Below are 17127 nucleotides of genomic sequence, written 5' to 3'. Positions count from 1 at the left end.
CGGCGGAAGCGCGCGAGCGCGCCCATCGCACATCGCACCATCGCACCTGAACGAGGGCCCGATGAAGATCGAATTTCTGCTGCACAACGCGTACGGGATCGGCGGGACCATCCGCTCGACCCTCAACCTCGCCACCGCCCTCGCCGACCGGCACGAGGTACGCATCATCAGCGTCAACCGTCCCGTGGACGAACCCGAGCTCACGATCGACCCGCGCGTACGGCTCACCCCCCTCGTCGACCTGCGCGAGGGCACCGAGACCGACGAGTACGCCGCGCCGCTCAACCGGAAGCCCAGCGAGATCTTCCGCGACGAGCGCATCGACAACGGCCGGATGGCCGCCACCGCGCTGACCGACGAACGCGTCCGCGCCCACCTCGCGGCCACCGACGCCGACGTCGTCATCGCCACCCGCCCCAAGCTCATCGGCTACCTCGCGGAGTACGGCGACGACCGCTACCTGCGCATCGGGCAGGAGCACCTCACCCACGAGGCGCACGTCCCCGAGCTGCACGCCGTCATGGACCGGGCGATCAACGCGCTCGACGCCTTCGCCACCGTCTCCGAGGCCGACGCCGGCCACTACCGCGACCGGCTCCCCGGCGGCGGCCGCGCCAAGGTCCTCGCCGTCCCCAACGCCGTCCCCGCGCCCGCCGCCGAGCCCTCCGACGGCACGTCGAAGATCATCGTCTCGGCCGGGCGGCTCGTCTCCGTCAAGCGCTACGACCGGCTCATCGAGGCCTTCGCCCGCATCGCCGGCGAGCGCCCCGACTGGCAGCTGCGGATCTACGGGCGCGGCACCAGCAAGGCCAAGCTGCGCGCCCGGATCGAGAAGCTCGGCCTCTACGAGCGCGTCACCCTCATGGGCGCCCGCTCGCCGATCGAGACCGAGTGGTCCAAGGGCGCCGTCGCCGCCGTCGCCTCCGACGCCGAGTCCTTCGGCATGACCATCGTCGAGGCCATGCACGCCGGGCTGCCCGTCATCGCCACGGACTGCCCGTACGGGCCGCGCGAGATCCTCTCCGACGGGACGGACGGCGTGCTCGTCCCGCTCTCCTCCTCCGACGAGGCCGCGAACGTCGAGGCGTACGCCGAGGCGCTCCTCAAGCTCACCGGCGACGCGGGGCAGCGGGCGCGGCTGGGCGCGGCGGCGCGGGGGGCCGCGAAGCGGTACGAACCGGACGCGATCGCCCGCCGCTACGAGCGGCTCTTCGAGGAGCTGCGGCCCGGCTGCACGGCGGCTGCGAAGAAGGGGCTGCTGCGCGGGCTGTTCGGCGGCGGCCGCGCGAAGCAGCCGGCTCCGGAGCCGCAGGTGACCCCCGAGGTCGCCAACCCGGCCGCGCGCTGCGCCGTCGCCTCCGACGGGTCGCTCGTCCTCCGCGTCCGGGCGGACGAGCTCACCGCCGCCGACACGCATCTGCTGCTGCGGCACCGCGGCAGCAAGGGCAAGGAGTCCGTGCGGGTGCCGCTGACGGCGCGCGGCGGCTGGGCCGAGGCGCGCGTCGACCGCTCGGCGCACGCCGCCCTGCCCGAGGGGCGCTGGGACACGTACGCCGAGCGGCCCGGCGACAAGTCGCGGCGCCGGCTCCGGGCCGTCCTCGTCGAGCAGAAGGCGCTGCTGAGGCTGGAGTTGTCCTCGTCGGTGTGGATTCCCTACGAGACGAGCGACGGCTTCCTCGCCGTGCGTACGTGGCTGCGGCCCGAGCACGCGGAGGCCGTCGCCGTGCGGGTGGAGGAGGAGGCGGTGACGGTCACCGTGCGGGCGTCGGGCGTGAAGCTGGGCGAGGGCGCGGAGCTCGTCGCCCGGCTGCGGGGCGGGGAGGGGGCCGTCGGGGACGTGCGCGCGCCGCTGTCCGCGGAGGACGGCGTCGCCCGCCTTCCGTACGGGGTGATGTGGGAGCGGCGGGGGGAGGAGCAGGACCTGTGGGACCTGTCCGTACGGCCTGCGGCCGGGGCTCCGCTGGTGCGGGTGGGGCGGCTTGCGGGGGACTTCGCGGATCGGAAGGGTGTGGACACGTTTCCGGGGGTGGAGCGGGGGGGTGTGCGGGTGCGGCCGTTCTTCACGGTGACGAATGACTTGACGCTGTCGGTGAAGGATGTGGTGGTGGAGGAGGGGGAGTAGGGGGTTTGCCCGGGGGTTTTGCCCCAGCCCCGCCCTTTCACCGTTTCCGCAGGGGCTGCGCCCCTTCGTAACCCGCGGGGCGGGGGCGGGTGGCGCGGGGCGCGCCAGGCACACGCTCCGCGCGGGTGGGCGGGGCTCCGCCCCTGCACCCCGCCGGGGGCTTCGCCCCCTGGACCCCCGTTTGGGGCTCCGCCCCTGGCCCCCGAAGCGCCCTTCGGGCGCTGTCCTCAAGCGCCGGGAAGCGCCCTTCGGGCGCTGTCCTCAAGCGCCGGACGGGCTGGATTGCGCGCCCGGGCCTTGAAAAGCCGGCCGGGCACATGGCTTCAGCCCGGTGCACGACTCGGCCAGGGTGCACGACTCGGCTCGGGCGTACGACTCGGCCCGGGCGCGCCGTTCAGCCCGTCTGGGGGTCGCCCCCTTCGGGGAGCTTGAGGACGAACGCGGCGCAGCCGCGTTGCGGGGGCGCAGGGGGCGGAGCCCCCGCACCACCGCGCGGAGCGCGGTGCCGGCCCGGGCGGAGCCCGGAAGAAACGGTGAAAGGGCGGGTCGGGGGCACTCAGCCCGTCCGGCGTTTGAGGACAACCGCGCGGCCCCCGCCCCCGGCGCGGAGCCCCATCCGGGCCCGGGCCCCGGCACGACCGGGGGCGCGCACCCCCGGGAGACGACAAAGCTCCCGCCCCACAAGCCCCGGTGTGACACAACCCGCCCTCCCCGCGCAGTAACTCCCGAAGAAGCCACGCCACGTGACGAACACGAGGAGACCACCGTGCGCTTCTGGGGCTACCTCCTGGTCGGCCGCCGCGAGGGCCGCGCCCTCCCCGACAGCCCCGTCCTCCGGCCGAACCGCCACCACCTCCTCCCCACCGCCTCGTTCGGCGACGGCTGGCAGCTCTGGCACCACCCCCGTCGGCCCGAACTCGGCGACCTCGACGCTCTCGTCCGCGCCCTCGCCGACGAGACCGGCGCACCGGCCCTGGCCGCCTACGTGATGGAGAGCGACTGCGCCGTCGTCAGCGGCGCCGGACCCGGCGGCGCGCCGTGGTCCGCCTGTCTGGGGCGCCGGGCCCTCGCGGGGTACATGGCCGATACAGGTCTGGCCCTCGACGAACTCTTCCCCGACCCCCGCGCCGCCGCCGCGCACTGCTCGGACTGGGCCGCCGCCGCGGGCCACACCGCCGACCCGGCCGAACTCGCGGCCGTCCTCGCCGCCGAGGCCGCGCCGAGCGTGGAGGATCTCTTCGAGGACCTGCTGGCGCGCCTGGGGATAGAAGGCGGACGACGGCCGGGGCCGCCACCCCCCACAGGAGAGGCCCCGGCCGCCACCCGCTGCGAACCCCCGTGAGGTTCGCACTCACTTCAGCGCCCTACGGCGGTTTTTCGTCACACCGGGACCGCACCGGGGCCGTCCTGGACGGAGGCGGCCCGCGGCCCGTAACGTGCGGGGCCGCGCGTGTCCTGTGGGGGGAGCGAAGAGATGCATCCGTGCGGTCATTGCCGCGCAGCCGCCGTGGGCCCGGACGGCCGGTGCGCGGCCTGCGGGGCGTATCAGTACCAATATCAGCATCAGCATCAGCATCAGTACCAACTCCCGCCAGATCCGCAGGGTTTCGCCGCCCTCGGCCCGCCCCCCGGCCTCCCTCCCGGCCCGCCCGTGCCGCCCACCGGGGTGGACCTCCGGCGCGGCGTGCGCCTCTCGCTCAACGCGCTGCTCACCCTCTCCCTGCTCGCCCTGCTGCTGCTCGCCGCCGCGCGGTTCCAGCAGCGCGGCGCGCTCGCGGAGCTCGCCGAGGGGGCGGCGGACCGGGCCGACGCCGCGGACGCCTTCCACGCCTCGATGGTCCTCGTCGCCGGCGTGCCGGTGCTGGGCACGCTCGTCCTGTGGGCCGTGTGGTTCCGGCGCGTCCGGCTCAACGCCGAGACGCTGGCGCCGGGTTCGCACCGCTTCGGCAGCGGGTGGGCGGCCGGCGCGTGGTTCACGCCGGTGGTCAACCTCTGGTTCCCCAAACAGATCGCCAACGACATCTACCGGGCCAGTGCCCCCGCCGGCCCGCAGGGCCCGCCCAAGGGGCTGCTCAACTCCTGGTGGGTGTGCGGCCTCGTGGCCGGTGCGGTCAACGCCGCCGCGACGACGGCGTACGCGCTGGCCGAGGCCCGGGTGCGCCGCAGCTTCCGCCTCGGAGTGGACGGGAGTTGGGAGGAGGACGTACGCCGGCTGCGCATGCTGGCCGGCGTCAGCGCCTTCGGTTACCTGCTGTGCGCGGTCGTCGGGGTCCTCGCGCTGCTCGTCATACGGCAGTTGACGCGGATGCAGGAGGAACGGGCGCTGGTGGCAGTGGAGTACGAGCCCGCGGCGGCGCATCCGGACGACCCGTACGGGGCGTTGCCGTCCGTGCCGCCGGGACCGTACGGTCCTCCGTACGGCAACCCGTACGGCAACCCCTATGGCGATGCTTACGGCGGCGGACCCGCGGGTTACTGATCCATCAGTTCTGCAAGTGGTGCAGGATGTGGGTGTGCAGGGGGATGACGCTGAACTGACCGCCGCGGTACGCGCGGCGCAGGGCGGTGACGAGACGGCGTTCCGTACCGTCTACCGGTCCGTGCAGCCCCGTCTGCTGGGATACGTGCGCACGCTCGTCGGCGACGGCGACGCGGAGGACGTGGCGTCCGAGGCGTGGCTCCAAATAGCCCGTGACCTGGGTCGGTTCAGCGGAGACGCGGACCGCTTCCGCGGCTGGGCGGCCCGGATCGCCCGCAACCGGGCCCTCGACCACATACGGATGCGCGGCCGGCGCCCCGCCGTCGGCGGTGACGACAGCGAACTCGCCGCCCGCGCCGGGGACGCGGACACGGCGGGGGAGGCCCTGGAGGCCCTCGGCACCGGCCGCGCCCTCGCCCTCATCGCCCGGCTCCCGCAGGACCAGGCCGAGGCCGTCGTCCTGCGCGTGGTCGTCGGCCTGGACGCCCCGACGGCGGCGGAGGTGCTGGGCAAACGTCCCGGCGCCGTCCGCACCGCGGCCCACCGGGGGCTGCGCAGGCTGGCCGAACTGATGTCGCCGACGGCGGAGTTGACGGGAGGGCCCGGCGCGGACCCGCGCCGGTCACCCGACGGAGCGAGGCCCTCTCGCGGTGTGACGCGATTGCGTGCCCGGACGCAGAAGGACATGTGATGGCGGACGACCACGGGCGGGCCCACGGGCCCGCGCCCTGCGGGCACCGTGCGGCGGACGGACCGGCGCGCCCGCGCACCCGGGAGGATCCGCCGCCCGCCCTGGCCCCCGCCGCGGCGGCCCTGCGCGCGCTCGCCGCTCCCCTGCCCGAACCGGGCACGCCGCTCCCCGGCGAGGAGGCGGCGCTGTCCGCGTTCCGCGCGGCGCGGGCGGCAACGCCCTTGGACGGAAAGGGGGATGAGGCCGGGACCGTACCGCCCCGGCGGGCCGGGCTGCGGCGGCCCGCGCGCGCCGCGCTCGTCCTCGTCTTCGCCGGCTGCGCGGCGAGCGGCGTCGCCGTCGCCTCCGGCGTCGTCGGGCTGCCCGCCCCGTTCCGGACCGAGGCCCGGGCCCCGGCGGCCGGCGAGGAACCGGTGGCCGTGAGCGGCCGCCCCGGCGTGACACCCGGTGACCCGTCCCCGTACCGCGCCCCGCGGCGGGACGACGCGCCGCTCCCGCCGCCGTCCGCGCACCCCGGTGGCCGGCGCGGCGCCGGCCCCGGGCGCGGCACGGCCACGCCCGCCGCCCCGGCCGGCGGGAGCCCCTCCGCCTCCGCCGCGCCGGACGTGCCGCCGGGGACGCGGGAGGACGAGGACCGGCCCTCCCACGACGAGGTCCGCGGCCACCGCCGCTGGGCGGCCCGCCTCTGCCGGGACTACCTCCTGAAGGGGAAATGGCGGGAAAAAGCCGATGAAGGTGCCGTGCGCACCCTCGAACGCGAGGCCGGCGGCCCGGCCGCCGTCCACGACTACTGCGAGCACCTGCTGCGGGACGAGGAGGACCGCGACGACGATGACGACCGCGCCACCGAGGACGAGGACGGCGAGGACGGCGAGGACGGTGAAAGGGCGTCCGCCCCCGGCCCCGCCCCGTCCGTGACGTTTTCCGGCCCCCCGGCGCTGTAGGGAGTGGGCCGACTGGTCATCGGCCGCGCGGGAGCCGTGGTTCCCCCCATGCCGCAGGCTCCGCGCACGGCGCGGGCGGGGCACATCCCCCGGCCCTGCCCGCGCTCCTCCGCGCGGCCCGCGCGTCCCCTGACACCCTCCTCGGCCCCCGGCTACAGTCCGGTGCCCGGGGCGGCGTTCGCACGACCGGCGGGAGGCGTCACCCATGGCACAGGAGCCAGCGCAGGAGCCACAGGGGCGGGCCAAGCCCAGAAGCACCGAGTCCGGGCTCCCCGTCCGGCCCGTCTACGGGCCCGCCGACCTCGACCGCTGGGACCCCGCCGAGCGGCTCGGCGCGCCCGGCTCGTACCCGTACACCCGCGGCATCCACCCGACCATGTACACCGGCCGCCCCTGGACGATGCGCCAGTACGCCGGGTTCGGCACCGCCGCCGAGTCCAACGCCCGCTACCGGCAGCTGATCGCCCACGGCGGGCACGGCCTCTCCGTCGCCTTCGACCTGCCCACGCAGATGGGCCACGACTCCGACGAGCCCCTCGCGCACGGCGAGGTCGGCAAGGTCGGCGTCGCCGTCGACTCCGTCGAGGACGTGCGGCTGCTCTTCGACGGCATCCCGCTGGACCGGGTCTCCACCTCGATGACCATCAACGCCCCGGCCGCGCTGCTCCTGCTGATGTACCAGATCGCCGGCGAGGAACAGGGCGTGGCGGCGGGGCAGTTGACGGGCACGATCCAGAACGACGTGCTCAAGGAGTACATCGCCCGCGGCACGTACATCTTCCCGCCCGCCCCGACGCTGCGCCTGACCTCCGACATCTTCCGCTACTGCCGCACCGCGATCCCCCGCTGGAACACCATCTCCATCTCCGGCTACCACATGGCCGAGGCGGGCGCCTCGCCCGTGCAGGAGGTCGCGTTCACGCTCACCAACGGGATCGAGTACGTGCGCGCGGCCGTCGCGGCGGGGATGGCGGTGGACGACTTCGCCCCCCGCCTCTCGTTCTTCTTCGTCGCCCGCACGACCCTGCTGGAGGAAGTGGCCAAGTTCCGCGCCGCGCGCCGGATCTGGGCGCGCGTGATGCGGGACGAATTCGGCGCCCGGAACCCCAAGTCGCAGATGCTGCGCTTCCACACGCAGACCGCGGGCGTCCAGCTCACCGCCCAGCAGCCGGAGGTGAACCTCGCGCGGGTCACGGTGCAGGGCCTGGCCGCCGTCCTCGGCGGCACCCAGTCCCTGCACACCAACTCCTACGACGAGGCCATCGCCCTCCCCGGCGAGAAGGCCGCCCGCCTCGCCCTGCGCACCCAGCAGGTCCTCGCCCACGAGACGGACGTCACCGCGACCGTCGACCCGTTCGCCGGCTCGTACGTCGTCGAGTCCCTCACCGACGACCTGGAGGCGGCGGCCGTGGAACTGATGGCCCGGGTCGAGGGGCACGGCGGGGCGGTGGCCGCGATCGAGCACGGCTTCCAGAAGGGCGAGATCGAACGCAACGCCTACCGCATCGCGCAGGAGACCGAGAGCGGCGAGCGGGTCGTCGTCGGCGTCAACCGCTACCGCCTGGACGAGGAGGAGCCGTACACGCCGCTGCGCGTGGACCCCGCCATCGAGACCCTCCAGCGCGAACGCCTCGCGGCCCTGCGCTCCCGCCGGGACGCGCACGCCGTCGACGCGGCCCTCGACCGGATGCGCCGGGCGGCCGCCACCCCCGACGAGAACGTCCTCCCGCCGATGAAGGAGGCCCTGCGCGCCCGGGCGACCGTGGGCGAGGTCTGCGGGGCCCTCCGCGAGGTGTGGGGCTCCCACGTCCCCACGGAGACGTTCTGAAGCCGAGACGTTCTGAAGCATTGCCGACCTTTGCGACACTAGGTCGATGTCCGCACCCCGCCGCAGCTGTCCCGTCTGCTCCCGAGAGATCGCCGTCGTCGGTGGCCGCTACGCCCGCCACGACCCGCCGGGCCGGCGCGCCTCCTACGACCTCGTCTCCTGCCCCGGCTCCCGCCGCTCGGCCCCCCTCCTGGCGACCGAGCCCCGGCTCTTCGACCCGGAGGAGCCGCCGATGGACGGGCAGGGGCAGTTGTTCTAGCCGGCGCAGTACGCGTCCGCGGCCGGCCGCTTCCCGGTCACGAGGTAGCCGGTGACGGCGGCGTCGCCGCAGGCGTTGCCGTTGCCCAGGTAGACGCCGTGGCCGCCGCGGTCGACCGTGACGAGGCGGGCGCGTTGGCCCAGGGCCTCGCGCATCTTCAGGGCGCCGAAGTACGGGGTCGACGGGTCGCGCAGGTTCTGGATCATCAGGATGTTCGACGGGCCGTCGGCGGTGACGCGGGCCGGCTCGTCGGCGGGCGCGTTCTTCCAGAAGGCGCAGGGGAAGGGGCCGACCGGCATGCCGGCGGTCAGCGGGTAGCGGGCGCGGTCGGCGGCCACGTCGCGGGCGTACGCGCGGACGGAGCCCGGCCAGCGGACGTCGTTGCAGATGGTGCCGATGGTGACCGCGACCTCCTCGTCGGGGAGGGGCTGTGCGAGGTGCGGCGGCAGGGCGGGCTTCTTCGCCTTGATCAGGGTGGCCAGTGGGGTGAAGTCGTTGCCGGAGAGGGTCTGTTGGAGGGCCTGGCGCAGGCGGTTGCCGGTCAGCGGCTTGCCCGGTGTCGTCGTCGGCCTGGGGTGGCGGTCGAGGCGGTCCGCGAGCGCCAGGAACATCGGGCGTACGTCCTCGGCGCGGCGCGCGAGCCGTAGCTCGCCGCGGGCCGGGTCGGCCGCCCAGCGGGCGAAGTCGGGGAAGCGGTCCTCCATGGCGCGCGACATGTTCGCCGCCCAGCCGCGCGCCACGCGGGACGGATCCGGGTCGCCGTTGCTGTCGAGGACGAACCGGTCGGTGCGCTCCGGGAACTTCTGCGCGAACTGCGCCGCCACGTACGTCCCGTACGACGTGGCGAACGCGGACAGCTTCTCCTCGCCCAGCGCCTGCCGGAACCGCTCGATGTCCCGCACCTCGTTGGCCGTGGACATGCTGCGCACCAGCGGGCCGCCGTCGCGGGCGCAGGCGTCGGCGATGCGGCGGCCGCGGGCGACGTTCTCCGAGATGTCCCCGTTCCGCCCGGGCCAGGGACGGAGGTTGACCATCTCGCGGTCCTCGTCGGCCAGCCCGCAGCCGGCCTTGTCGCTCCCGCCCAGGCCGCGCGGATCGAGCGCGACCAGGTCGTACGCGCCCTTCAACTCCCCTTGCAGCTTCTTCCCCTTCGCGGTGAGCCGCGGCACGGCCGGGCTCCCGGGCCCGCCGGGAATGACGATCAGCGTGCCGCGCCGGGCCTCCGGGCGGTCGCTGCGGACGCGCGAAACGGCGAGCTTCACCTGCTTCCCGTCCGGCTCGCGGTAGTCGAGGGGGACGGACAGCTCGGCGCACTCCTGTCCGGCGGGGCCGTCGGGCTGCGCGCAGGGCTTCCAGTCGAGCGCGGTGCCCGCCGCATGGACGGACTGGGCCGGAACCCCGGCCAGCGCGGCGGAGATGGCGGCGGTGGAGAGGGTGAGGAGCAGGGCGTTGCGGTAGAGGGTTCTCATGGGGCAAGTCTGTTGGCGGCGCCCTCCTTTGCCCATGAGGCCAGCAGGAGACCGGGGGGTGGGGCAAGCCCCCGTCGCCCGTGCACAGGGCCGGCCGTGAAGCGTGCGGCGATCCTGCCCGGGGCGAATCCGCAGGGGTGGCAGGCAAGGCGCGGTGCGGGGTCACCCTTCTGTGAGCCCGGTAGTGCGCGTCAAGGACAGGATTCGATACGGTAGGGGCAGCAAGAGACCCCCGCCCGGACCGGGTAATCCAAGCGGGGGTCCCACCGTAGGACGGTTAACCGACCGCCGGTCCCCAGCTGGTGTGGGGATCGTCGGTCACCGTCCGATCAACCACCTCCAGAACTCGCGGATGACGAACCAGATCCGCTCGAGCCGAGTTGGCCTACGGTGACGAGCCACAGCCCGCCCCCCTCCATCAGCGGCGGCCGAGAATCCCGGTCGGCCGCGACCTTCAGGGTCGGGCCGGGCCCCGAAGGCGTGGGGCCCGGAACCCTCCTTGGAGGGGGGCGTGCGATTGGCACGCGTGGCGATCGTATCTTCTGCGGCAGTCGCCAAGTGGCCGATTGTGCGGTGTGGTTGGGTATTGATCGTTTTTGTGGACGATGCGTCGGATCGGTGTCGTTGTGGTGCACGGCACCGACGGTGGTCGGCGGCTCCCGATGCGGAGCCGGCCTCACTTCCGCCAGAACGCCGCGAGTACGCCCTCCCGGTACGGATCCGGGTCCACACTGAGGTCCCCGCTGAACGGCAGGTCGAGCACGATCACCAGGAGCAGGCTGAAGCCGATCAGGACCGCGACCGAACCCACGAAGAGGATCTGGACGCTCTTCCTGCGGTTGCCGAACAGGCAGATGATGGCGAGGACGACCAGCGCGCCGCCGAAGACCAGGACCTGGAAGAGCAGGGGGAGTTGCTGGGAGCTCTGCCTCAGCCGGGCCCGGCGCTGGGCCGCGATGTCGTCGAGGCCGTCCAGGGCCTTCTCGTAGAACGCCTGCTGCGCGGCGGTGCGCGGTTCGTACGCCTGGAGGTCGGCGTAGACCCGGTCCAGCCTCGGGGTCGCCGCCGTGTGGTCGGCCCGGCCCTCCCGCATGCGCGGCCACTGGTACTCGACCACGGTGTGCACATAGGCGTCGAGGTCCGCGACGATCCTGTCCCGCCGGTCGGGCGGGAAGGCGCGGACGTCGCGGACGATCTGCGCCACGTCCGTGGCCTCGGTGGCGACGACCGTCTCGGTGGTCTCCAACTGCGTCCAGAGCGTGACGATCACGAAGGCGAGGACGATTCCGTAGATGGCGCCGAACACGCCGAGGAGCATGCCGACCGCGTCGTTGTACTTGCCCGTCTCCAGGGAAGGGAACCGGCGGTGCAGCAGGAGGGCGCCGGCCAGGGCGAGGGCCGTCAGGCCCCCGACCACGATCGCGACGAGCACGGGCGTGGAGAAGGAGTTGAGTAGCCACAGCTGCAACGATTCCTCCGGGTCCTGCGGTGGCCGCGCTTGACGACTCGGAAGCCTTACCCGGGCCCGTAGCGCCCGATCCGTCCGCGTATGGCCCCGGGTGGGGCAGTGAGGTACACGAGGGGCGCACGGTGGCGCCCTCGCATTGACTGTCGAGTGCACCTACCGTGTGTTCGACCGTACGGCGAGGGGAGCGGACCGGTGACAGGGCTCGTCGATCAGGCGCGGCAGGTGGCCGAAGGAGAGGTGTCCGCACGGGAGTTGACCGAGGCGGCGCTGGACGCGGCCGAGCGGACGCGGGACACGCTCAACGCCTTCCGGTGGGTGCGGGCGGAGGAGGCGCTGCGGGAGGCCGACGAGGCGGACCGGCTGCGCGCGGCGGGCGAGCGGCGGCCGCTGCTCGGGGTGCCCGTGGCGGTCAAGGACGACATGGACGTGGCGGGGCTGCCGACCGCGTTCGGGTGCGCGGGGGAGTTCCCGCCGAGGACGGCGGACGGCGCGGCCGTCCAACGGCTGCGCGCGGCCGGGGCGGTGATCGTCGGGAAGACGAACACGCCCGAGCTGGGGCAGTGGCCGATGACGGAGGGTCCCGCGTTCGGGGTGACGCGCAATCCGTGGAACCCCGGCCACACGCCCGGCGGTTCGTCGGGCGGCTCGGCGGCGGCCGTGGCGGCGGGGATCGTGGCGGGGGCGCTGGGCTCGGACGGGGCGGGATCGGTCAGGATCCCGGCGGCCTGGACGCACCTGGTGGGGGTCAAGCCCCAGCGCGGGCGGGTGCCCACCTGGCCGGAGCGCGAGCTGTTCAACGGGCTGACCTGCCATGGGGTGTTGACCCGGTCGGTGGCGGACGCGGCGCTGCTGCTGGGGGTCGTGGGAGGGCCGCCCGTTGACGTGCACAAGCCCCGGCGGCTGCGGATCGCGCTCTCGCTGCGGCCGGCCTACGCGGCGGTCCGGCACCGCCTGGAGCCCGCCGTCCGGGCTGCCACCGAGCGGACGGCGGAGCAACTGGAGGCGCTGGGCCACGAGATCGTGCCCGAGGACCCGCGCTACGGGCCGGTGGGCCCGGCGTTCGTCCCGCGCGCGATGGCGGGCGTGCGCGAGCTGGCCCTGCGGGTGCCGGACCCGCGCCTGCTGGACCCGCGCACCCACCGCAGCGTACGCGGCGGACGGCTGCTCGGCGGCGGGATCCTGCGCCTGGCGCGCGCGGCGGAACGGCCCCTGCGGGCGCGGCTGGGCGAGCTGTTCGGGCGCTACGACGTGCTGCTGACGCCGACGACGGCCGCGCCGCCGCTGCCCGTCGGGGCGCTGGACGGGCTGTCGGCCCACGGGACCGACACCGCGATGATCACGGCGTGCCCGTACACCTGGCCGTGGAACGTGCTCGGCTGGCCGGCGGTGAACGTCCCCGCCGGACTCACCGCGGGCGGCCTGCCGCTGGGCGCGCAGCTGCTCGGGCCGGCCGGGAGCGAGCCGCTGCTGCTGTCGCTGGCGGGCCAACTGGAGGCGGAGGCGCGGTGGTTCGAGCGGTGGCCGGCGCAGGGCCTCACGGAGCCAGGACGTCCAGCTCCGCCATCGCTCCCGTGACGATCTCGCGGGTCAGCTCCTCGGCGCGCGCCGCGTCACGGGCGCGGACGGCCTCGGCGACCCGTACGTGCAGGGTGACCGCGGCCGGGTCGGGGTCGGCGAACATCACCTGGTGACGGGTGCGCCCGCTGAGCACCTCGGCGACGACGTCGCCGAGGCGGGCGAACATCTCGTTGCCGGAGGCGCGCAGCACGACCCGGTGGAACGCGACGTCGTGGCGCAGATAGGCGTCCAGCCGCTGGCCGCGCGAGGTGGCGACCATGCCCAGCGCGTGCTCGGTGAGTTCGGCGCACTGCCCTGGGGTGGCCAGGCGGGCGGCGAGGCCCGCCGCGACGGGCTCGACCGCGCTGCGCAGCACGGTCAGCGAGCGCAGCTGGCGGGGGCGGTCGGGGCCGGCCAGCCGCCAGCGGATCACGTTCGGGTCGTAGACGTTCCACTCCTCGGGGGGCAGGACCGTCACGCCGACGCGGCGCCGGGAGGCGACCAGGTGCATGGACTCCAGGACGCGGACCACCTCGCGGACGACGGTGCGCGAGACCTCGAAGCGCTCCTCCAGCTCGTCGGTGCGCAGGACGCTGCCCGGCGGGTACGCGCCGGCCGTGATCGCGGGTCCGAGGGACTCCAGCACGCGCGCGTGCAGCCCCTGCCCCTGGCCCTGGTTGGTCATGGGATCAGCCTACGTGTCCATGCCGAGCGAGATTAAGTATGACGTTTAGGTCACATGGGCTTGAATACGTCGTACGTCTTGCGTTTCAGTGGGGCGGCAGGCCGTGTCGAGGAAGACCCGCGCCGCCGCCGGAGACAGCGAGGTACTCATGACCACCCCCCACGTCGTCGTGGTGATGGGCGTCGCGGGCACGGGCAAGACCACGGTCGGGCCCCTGGTCGCGGACGCCCTCGGCGTCCCCTACGCCGAGGGCGACGACTTCCACCCGCCCGCCAGCATCGCGAAGATGTCCTCCGGCGTTCCGCTGGACGACGCCGACCGGGCCCCCTGGCTCGACGCGATCGGCGCGTGGGCGGGCGGGCGGGCCGGCCGGGGCGGGGTGGTCAGCTGCTCCGCGCTCAAGCGCGCGTACCGCGACCGGCTCCGGGCCGCCGCGCCCGGCCTCGTCTTCCTGCACCTGACCGGTTCGCGCGAGCTGATCGCGGGCCGGATGGCGGCCCGCGAGGGCCACTTCATGACCACCCGGCTCCTGGACTCGCAGTTCGCGACCCTGGAGCCCCTCGATGCCGACGAGGCCGGTGTCGTCGTGGACGTCGCCCCCGAGGCGGCTGTCATCGCCCAGCGCGCGGTCGCCGCACTGCGCGCCCTGTAGCGCTCTTGCAGCTCTTGTAGCCCCCACCTCTTCTAAGGAAGCCCCGTGAGCACTCTCAGCGTCGAGATGCTGGCCGCGGGCCCCGCCGGACCGATCACGTCCGCGGGCCACGCACAGCTGGGCATCGCCGTACTCGCCGGCATCGCCGTCATCGTCCTTCTGATCACCCGGTTCCGGCTGCACGCCTTCCTGGCCCTGACCGTCGGGTCACTGGTGCTCGGCGCCGCCGCCGGGGCGCCGCTGGACAAGGCGATCGCCTCCTTCACCACCGGACTGGGCTCGACCGTCGCCGGCGTCGGCGTCCTCATCGCCCTCGGCGCGATACTCGGCAAGCTGCTGGCCGACTCCGGCGGCGCGGACCAGATCGTCGACACGATCCTGGCCAAGGCCGGCGGCCGGGCCATGCCCTGGGCGATGGTGCTGATCGCGGGCGTCATCGGCCTGCCCCTGTTCTTCGAGGTGGGGATCGTGCTGCTGATCCCCGTGGTGCTGCTGGTGGCCAAGCGGGGCGGGCACTCGCTGATGCGGATCGGGATCCCCGCGCTGGCCGGTCTGTCCGTGATGCACGGCCTGGTGCCGCCGCACCCGGGCCCGCTCGCCGCGATCGACGCGATCGGCGCCAACCTCGGTGTGACGCTGGCGCTGGGCGTGCTGATCGCCGTCCCGACTGCCGTGATCGCCGGCCCGCTCTTCGCACGGGTCGCCGCCCGCTGGGTCGACATCACCCCGCCGGAGAAGCTGGTCCCCCAGCGCCCGTCGGCGGAGCTGGAACGGCGTCCCGGCTTCGGCGTCACGGTGGCGACGGTGCTGCTGCCGGTGGTGCTGATGCTGGTGAAGGCGCTGGTGGACGTGGTGGTGGACGATCCGGCGCAGCATGTGCAGCGCGTCGCCGACGTCATCGGCTCCCCGCTGATCGCGCTGCTCGCGGCGGTGCTGGTGGGCATGTTCACGCTCGGCCGCGCGGCGGGCTTCGGCCGCGACCGGCTGGCCTCGACCGTGGAGAAGTCGCTCGTCCCGATCGCGGGCATCCTGCTGATCGTCGGCGCGGGCGGCGGCTTCAAGCAGACGCTGATCGACGTCGGCGTCGGCCAGATGATCCTCGACTTCTCCAAGTCCTGGTCGGTTTCCGCCCTGTTGCTGGCGTGGCTGATCGCGGTCGGCATCCGCCTCGCGACGGGCTCGGCGACGGTCGCGACGATCTCGGCGGCGGGCCTGGTGGCACCCCTGGCGGCGGACATGAGCACGACGCACGCGGCGCTGCTGGTCCTGTCGGTGGGCGCCGGGTCGCTCTTCTTCAGCCATGTGAACGACGCGGGGTTCTGGATGGTGAAGGAGTACTTCGGGATGGACGTCGGCCAGACGCTGAAGAGCTGGTCGGTGATGGAGACGATCATCTCGGTGGTGGGGCTGGGGTTTGTGATGCTGCTGTCGTTGGTGGTGTAGAGGTCTGCGGTTCGAGGGCCCCGTTGAACGCGTGTGCGCGTTCGGCGGGGCCCTCGTGTGTTCCACTCTCGTGGAGTGGGCATCAAACGTGAGGCTCAGGTTCCACCCGCGTGGTCCCCGCGAGCGGGGGTACTTTGCCAACCCAACGCGGTGAGGAATGTGGGGGGTTGAGGGCTTGAACGACGCATTGGTGTCACCGGCGAAGGAGTTCGGCCGGGAGATCAGGATCGCCCGCGAGGCACGCGGATGGTCGCAGGCGCGCCTGGCCGAGGAGATGCATTTCCAGCAACCGTATGTCAGCAAGGTGGAGACCGGGCAGCAGTTGGCGTCCGCGCAGTTCGCCGAGCAGTGCGACCTGGCGTTCGGCACGCCGGGTGTGTACGCGCGGATGCGTCAGCGAGCGGCCGATGCGGGCAGTCCCGTGTGGTTCATCCCTTACCTCCAGCTTGAGCGCGAGGCGGCGTCCATCTGCGACTACTCCAACGCGTTCGTCATGGGAATACTGCAAACACCGGAGTACGCCGAGGCCGTCTACCGGTCCGCCCGCCCGAAGGACTCGGCGGCCGAGATCAAGCGGCTCGTGGACGAGCGCATGCGACGTCGCGAATTGTTCGAGGCTCCGGACCCACCGTCGCTGTGGGTGATCCTGCACGAAGCCGTCCTGCGCTCCCAGGTCGGCAGCGCCCGGGTCATGCAGGGGCAGCTCCGGCACCTGCTGGCAGCGTCGGAGGTCCCCGGCATCTCCCTCCAGGTCTTCCCGTTCCAGGCAGGCACGCCTGCACGAGGCGTGGCGTTTAATGTGCTGACGCGACAGAACGGGTCCGAAGTCCTGTACGAAGAGACCTATCAACGGGGGCGGGTCGACGACACAGCGGAAGTGGTCGCCGAAGCGCGCGCGGCCTACGAGCGACTTCGTGCCGAGGCTCTCTCGCCCACCGAATCCCTGAAACTCATCACGCACGTTATGGAGGCGCACGCCCATGAGGACCACCCCCGATACCTTCCGCACGGTATGGGTGAAATCCAGCTACAGCCAAGGGAACGGCGGCCAATGCGTCGAATGGGCCCCCGAGTTCGCGGCCTCCGGCGTCGTCCCCGTCCGGGACAGCAAGCGCCCTGATGGTTCCGCGCTCACGGTTTCGCCGCCCGCTTGGTCCTCGTTCATAGCGACCGTCAGAGACGGAGACGGACGCCTGTGAGTGTCTCCCAACCCCTCGCACACACAACATGGGCGAAGTCCAGCTACAGCCAGGGCAACGGCGGGACCTGCGTCGAATGGGCCCCCGCGTTCATATCCACCGGCGCCATACCCGTCCGGGACAGCAAGCGCCCTGATGGTCCCGCGCTCACGGTTTCCCCGCCCGCATGGCTTCGTTCGTAGCGGCCGTCAGAGAGTGAGTGAGGGCTGAGTGCGGTGCGGTGTCCATGTGGTCGTTGACCTGTGAATTGCGGGCATTCTGGTCGTGAAAGCCTGGGAGTCACGTCGCCGCGCACAACCAAATTGCCCGTAATCCGCAGGCGGGGATCGGG

The 17127-nt window shown here is 73.5% G+C and carries 15 protein-coding genes and 1 pseudogene; 13 read left to right on the top strand and 3 right to left on the bottom strand.

Annotation, left to right across the window (positions count from 1 at the left end):
* The first annotated feature begins 61 nt into the window (after positions 1-61).
* The 7 genes from I5Q34_RS16815 (at position 62) to I5Q34_RS16785 (ending at position 8323) form a co-directional block, all read left to right on the top strand.
* A complete protein-coding gene (locus I5Q34_RS16815; RefSeq protein WP_199893106.1) occupies positions 62-2122 on the top strand; it encodes a glycosyltransferase in 2061 nt (686 codons plus the stop codon).
* A gap of 766 nt (positions 2123-2888) precedes the next feature.
* Positions 2889-3464, top strand: a complete 576-nt coding sequence (locus tag I5Q34_RS16810; protein WP_199893105.1) for a hypothetical protein — start codon at positions 2889-2891, stop codon at positions 3462-3464.
* Positions 3465-3773: 309 nt separating this feature from the next.
* A complete protein-coding gene (locus I5Q34_RS35540; RefSeq protein WP_199893104.1) occupies positions 3774-4601 on the top strand; it encodes a DUF4328 domain-containing protein in 828 nt (275 codons plus the stop codon).
* Positions 4602-4635: 34 nt separating this feature from the next.
* Positions 4636-5292 (top strand): RNA polymerase sigma factor, encoded by a 657-nt coding sequence (locus I5Q34_RS16800; RefSeq protein ID WP_199893103.1) that lies wholly within the window; start codon positions 4636-4638, stop codon positions 5290-5292.
* Positions 5292-6236 (top strand): hypothetical protein, encoded by a 945-nt coding sequence (locus I5Q34_RS16795; protein ID WP_199893102.1) that lies wholly within the window; start codon positions 5292-5294, stop codon positions 6234-6236. The genes I5Q34_RS16800 and I5Q34_RS16795 overlap by 1 nt, the downstream gene beginning before the upstream one ends.
* Positions 6237-6441: 205 nt before the next feature.
* Complete coding sequence (locus I5Q34_RS16790) at positions 6442-8064, top strand: methylmalonyl-CoA mutase (protein WP_199893101.1); 1623 nt, start codon at positions 6442-6444, stop codon at positions 8062-8064.
* Between the two features lie 46 nt (positions 8065-8110).
* Positions 8111-8323 (top strand): hypothetical protein, encoded by a 213-nt coding sequence (locus I5Q34_RS16785; protein ID WP_199893100.1) that lies wholly within the window; start codon positions 8111-8113, stop codon positions 8321-8323.
* Here I5Q34_RS16785 and I5Q34_RS16780 read toward each other — a convergent pair.
* Both I5Q34_RS16780 and I5Q34_RS16775 read right to left on the bottom strand, forming a co-directional pair.
* Positions 8320-9792, bottom strand: a complete 1473-nt coding sequence (locus I5Q34_RS16780; protein ID WP_199893099.1) for an alpha/beta hydrolase — start codon at positions 9790-9792, stop codon at positions 8320-8322. The genes I5Q34_RS16785 and I5Q34_RS16780 overlap by 4 nt on opposite strands.
* 676 nt (positions 9793-10468) lie before the next feature.
* Positions 10469-11260 (bottom strand): DUF4239 domain-containing protein, encoded by a 792-nt coding sequence (locus I5Q34_RS16775; RefSeq protein WP_199893098.1) that lies wholly within the window; start codon positions 11258-11260, stop codon positions 10469-10471.
* Between the two features lie 192 nt (positions 11261-11452).
* Here I5Q34_RS16775 and I5Q34_RS16770 point away from each other — a divergent pair, with 192 nt between their 5' ends.
* Positions 11453-12835 (top strand): amidase, encoded by a 1383-nt coding sequence (locus I5Q34_RS16770; RefSeq protein WP_277965536.1) that lies wholly within the window; start codon positions 11453-11455, stop codon positions 12833-12835.
* Here I5Q34_RS16770 and I5Q34_RS16765 read toward each other — a convergent pair.
* Entirely contained in the window at positions 12795-13502 is a 708-nt protein-coding gene (locus I5Q34_RS16765) for a FadR/GntR family transcriptional regulator (protein ID WP_199893096.1), read from the bottom strand. The genes I5Q34_RS16770 and I5Q34_RS16765 overlap by 41 nt on opposite strands.
* A 148-nt stretch (positions 13503-13650) precedes the next feature.
* Between I5Q34_RS16765 and I5Q34_RS16760 the strand changes: the two genes are divergently transcribed.
* The 5 genes and pseudogenes from I5Q34_RS16760 to I5Q34_RS16745 all read left to right on the top strand — a co-directional run bounded on the left by I5Q34_RS16760 (position 13651) and on the right by I5Q34_RS16745 (position 16978).
* Entirely contained in the window at positions 13651-14154 is a 504-nt protein-coding gene (locus I5Q34_RS16760) for a gluconokinase (protein WP_199893095.1), read from the top strand.
* 45 nt (positions 14155-14199) lie between these two features.
* On the top strand, positions 14200-15597 hold the full coding sequence (locus tag I5Q34_RS16755) for a GntP family permease (protein ID WP_199893094.1): 1398 nt from the start codon (positions 14200-14202) through the stop codon (positions 15595-15597).
* Positions 15598-15772: 175 nt separating this feature from the next.
* The gene (locus tag I5Q34_RS16750; protein WP_307811687.1) at positions 15773-16717 is read left to right on the top strand and encodes a helix-turn-helix transcriptional regulator; all 945 of its coding nucleotides are present in this window, start codon (positions 15773-15775) and stop codon (positions 16715-16717) included.
* Positions 16668-16796 (top strand): annotated as a pseudogene (locus I5Q34_RS35785) (DUF397 domain-containing protein); the annotation flags it as partial. The gene I5Q34_RS16750 and the pseudogene I5Q34_RS35785, both read left to right, overlap by 50 nt.
* Positions 16793-16978 (top strand): DUF397 domain-containing protein, encoded by a 186-nt coding sequence (locus tag I5Q34_RS16745; protein ID WP_199893092.1) that lies wholly within the window; start codon positions 16793-16795, stop codon positions 16976-16978. The pseudogene I5Q34_RS35785 and the gene I5Q34_RS16745, both read left to right, overlap by 4 nt.
* Positions 16979-17127 lie beyond the last annotated feature (149 nt).

Source organism: Streptomyces sp. AV19, assembly GCF_015999245.1.
Taxonomy (GTDB): Bacteria; Actinomycetota; Actinomycetes; order Streptomycetales; family Streptomycetaceae; genus Streptomyces.
This window is presented reverse-complemented; position numbering and strand designations above follow the sequence as displayed.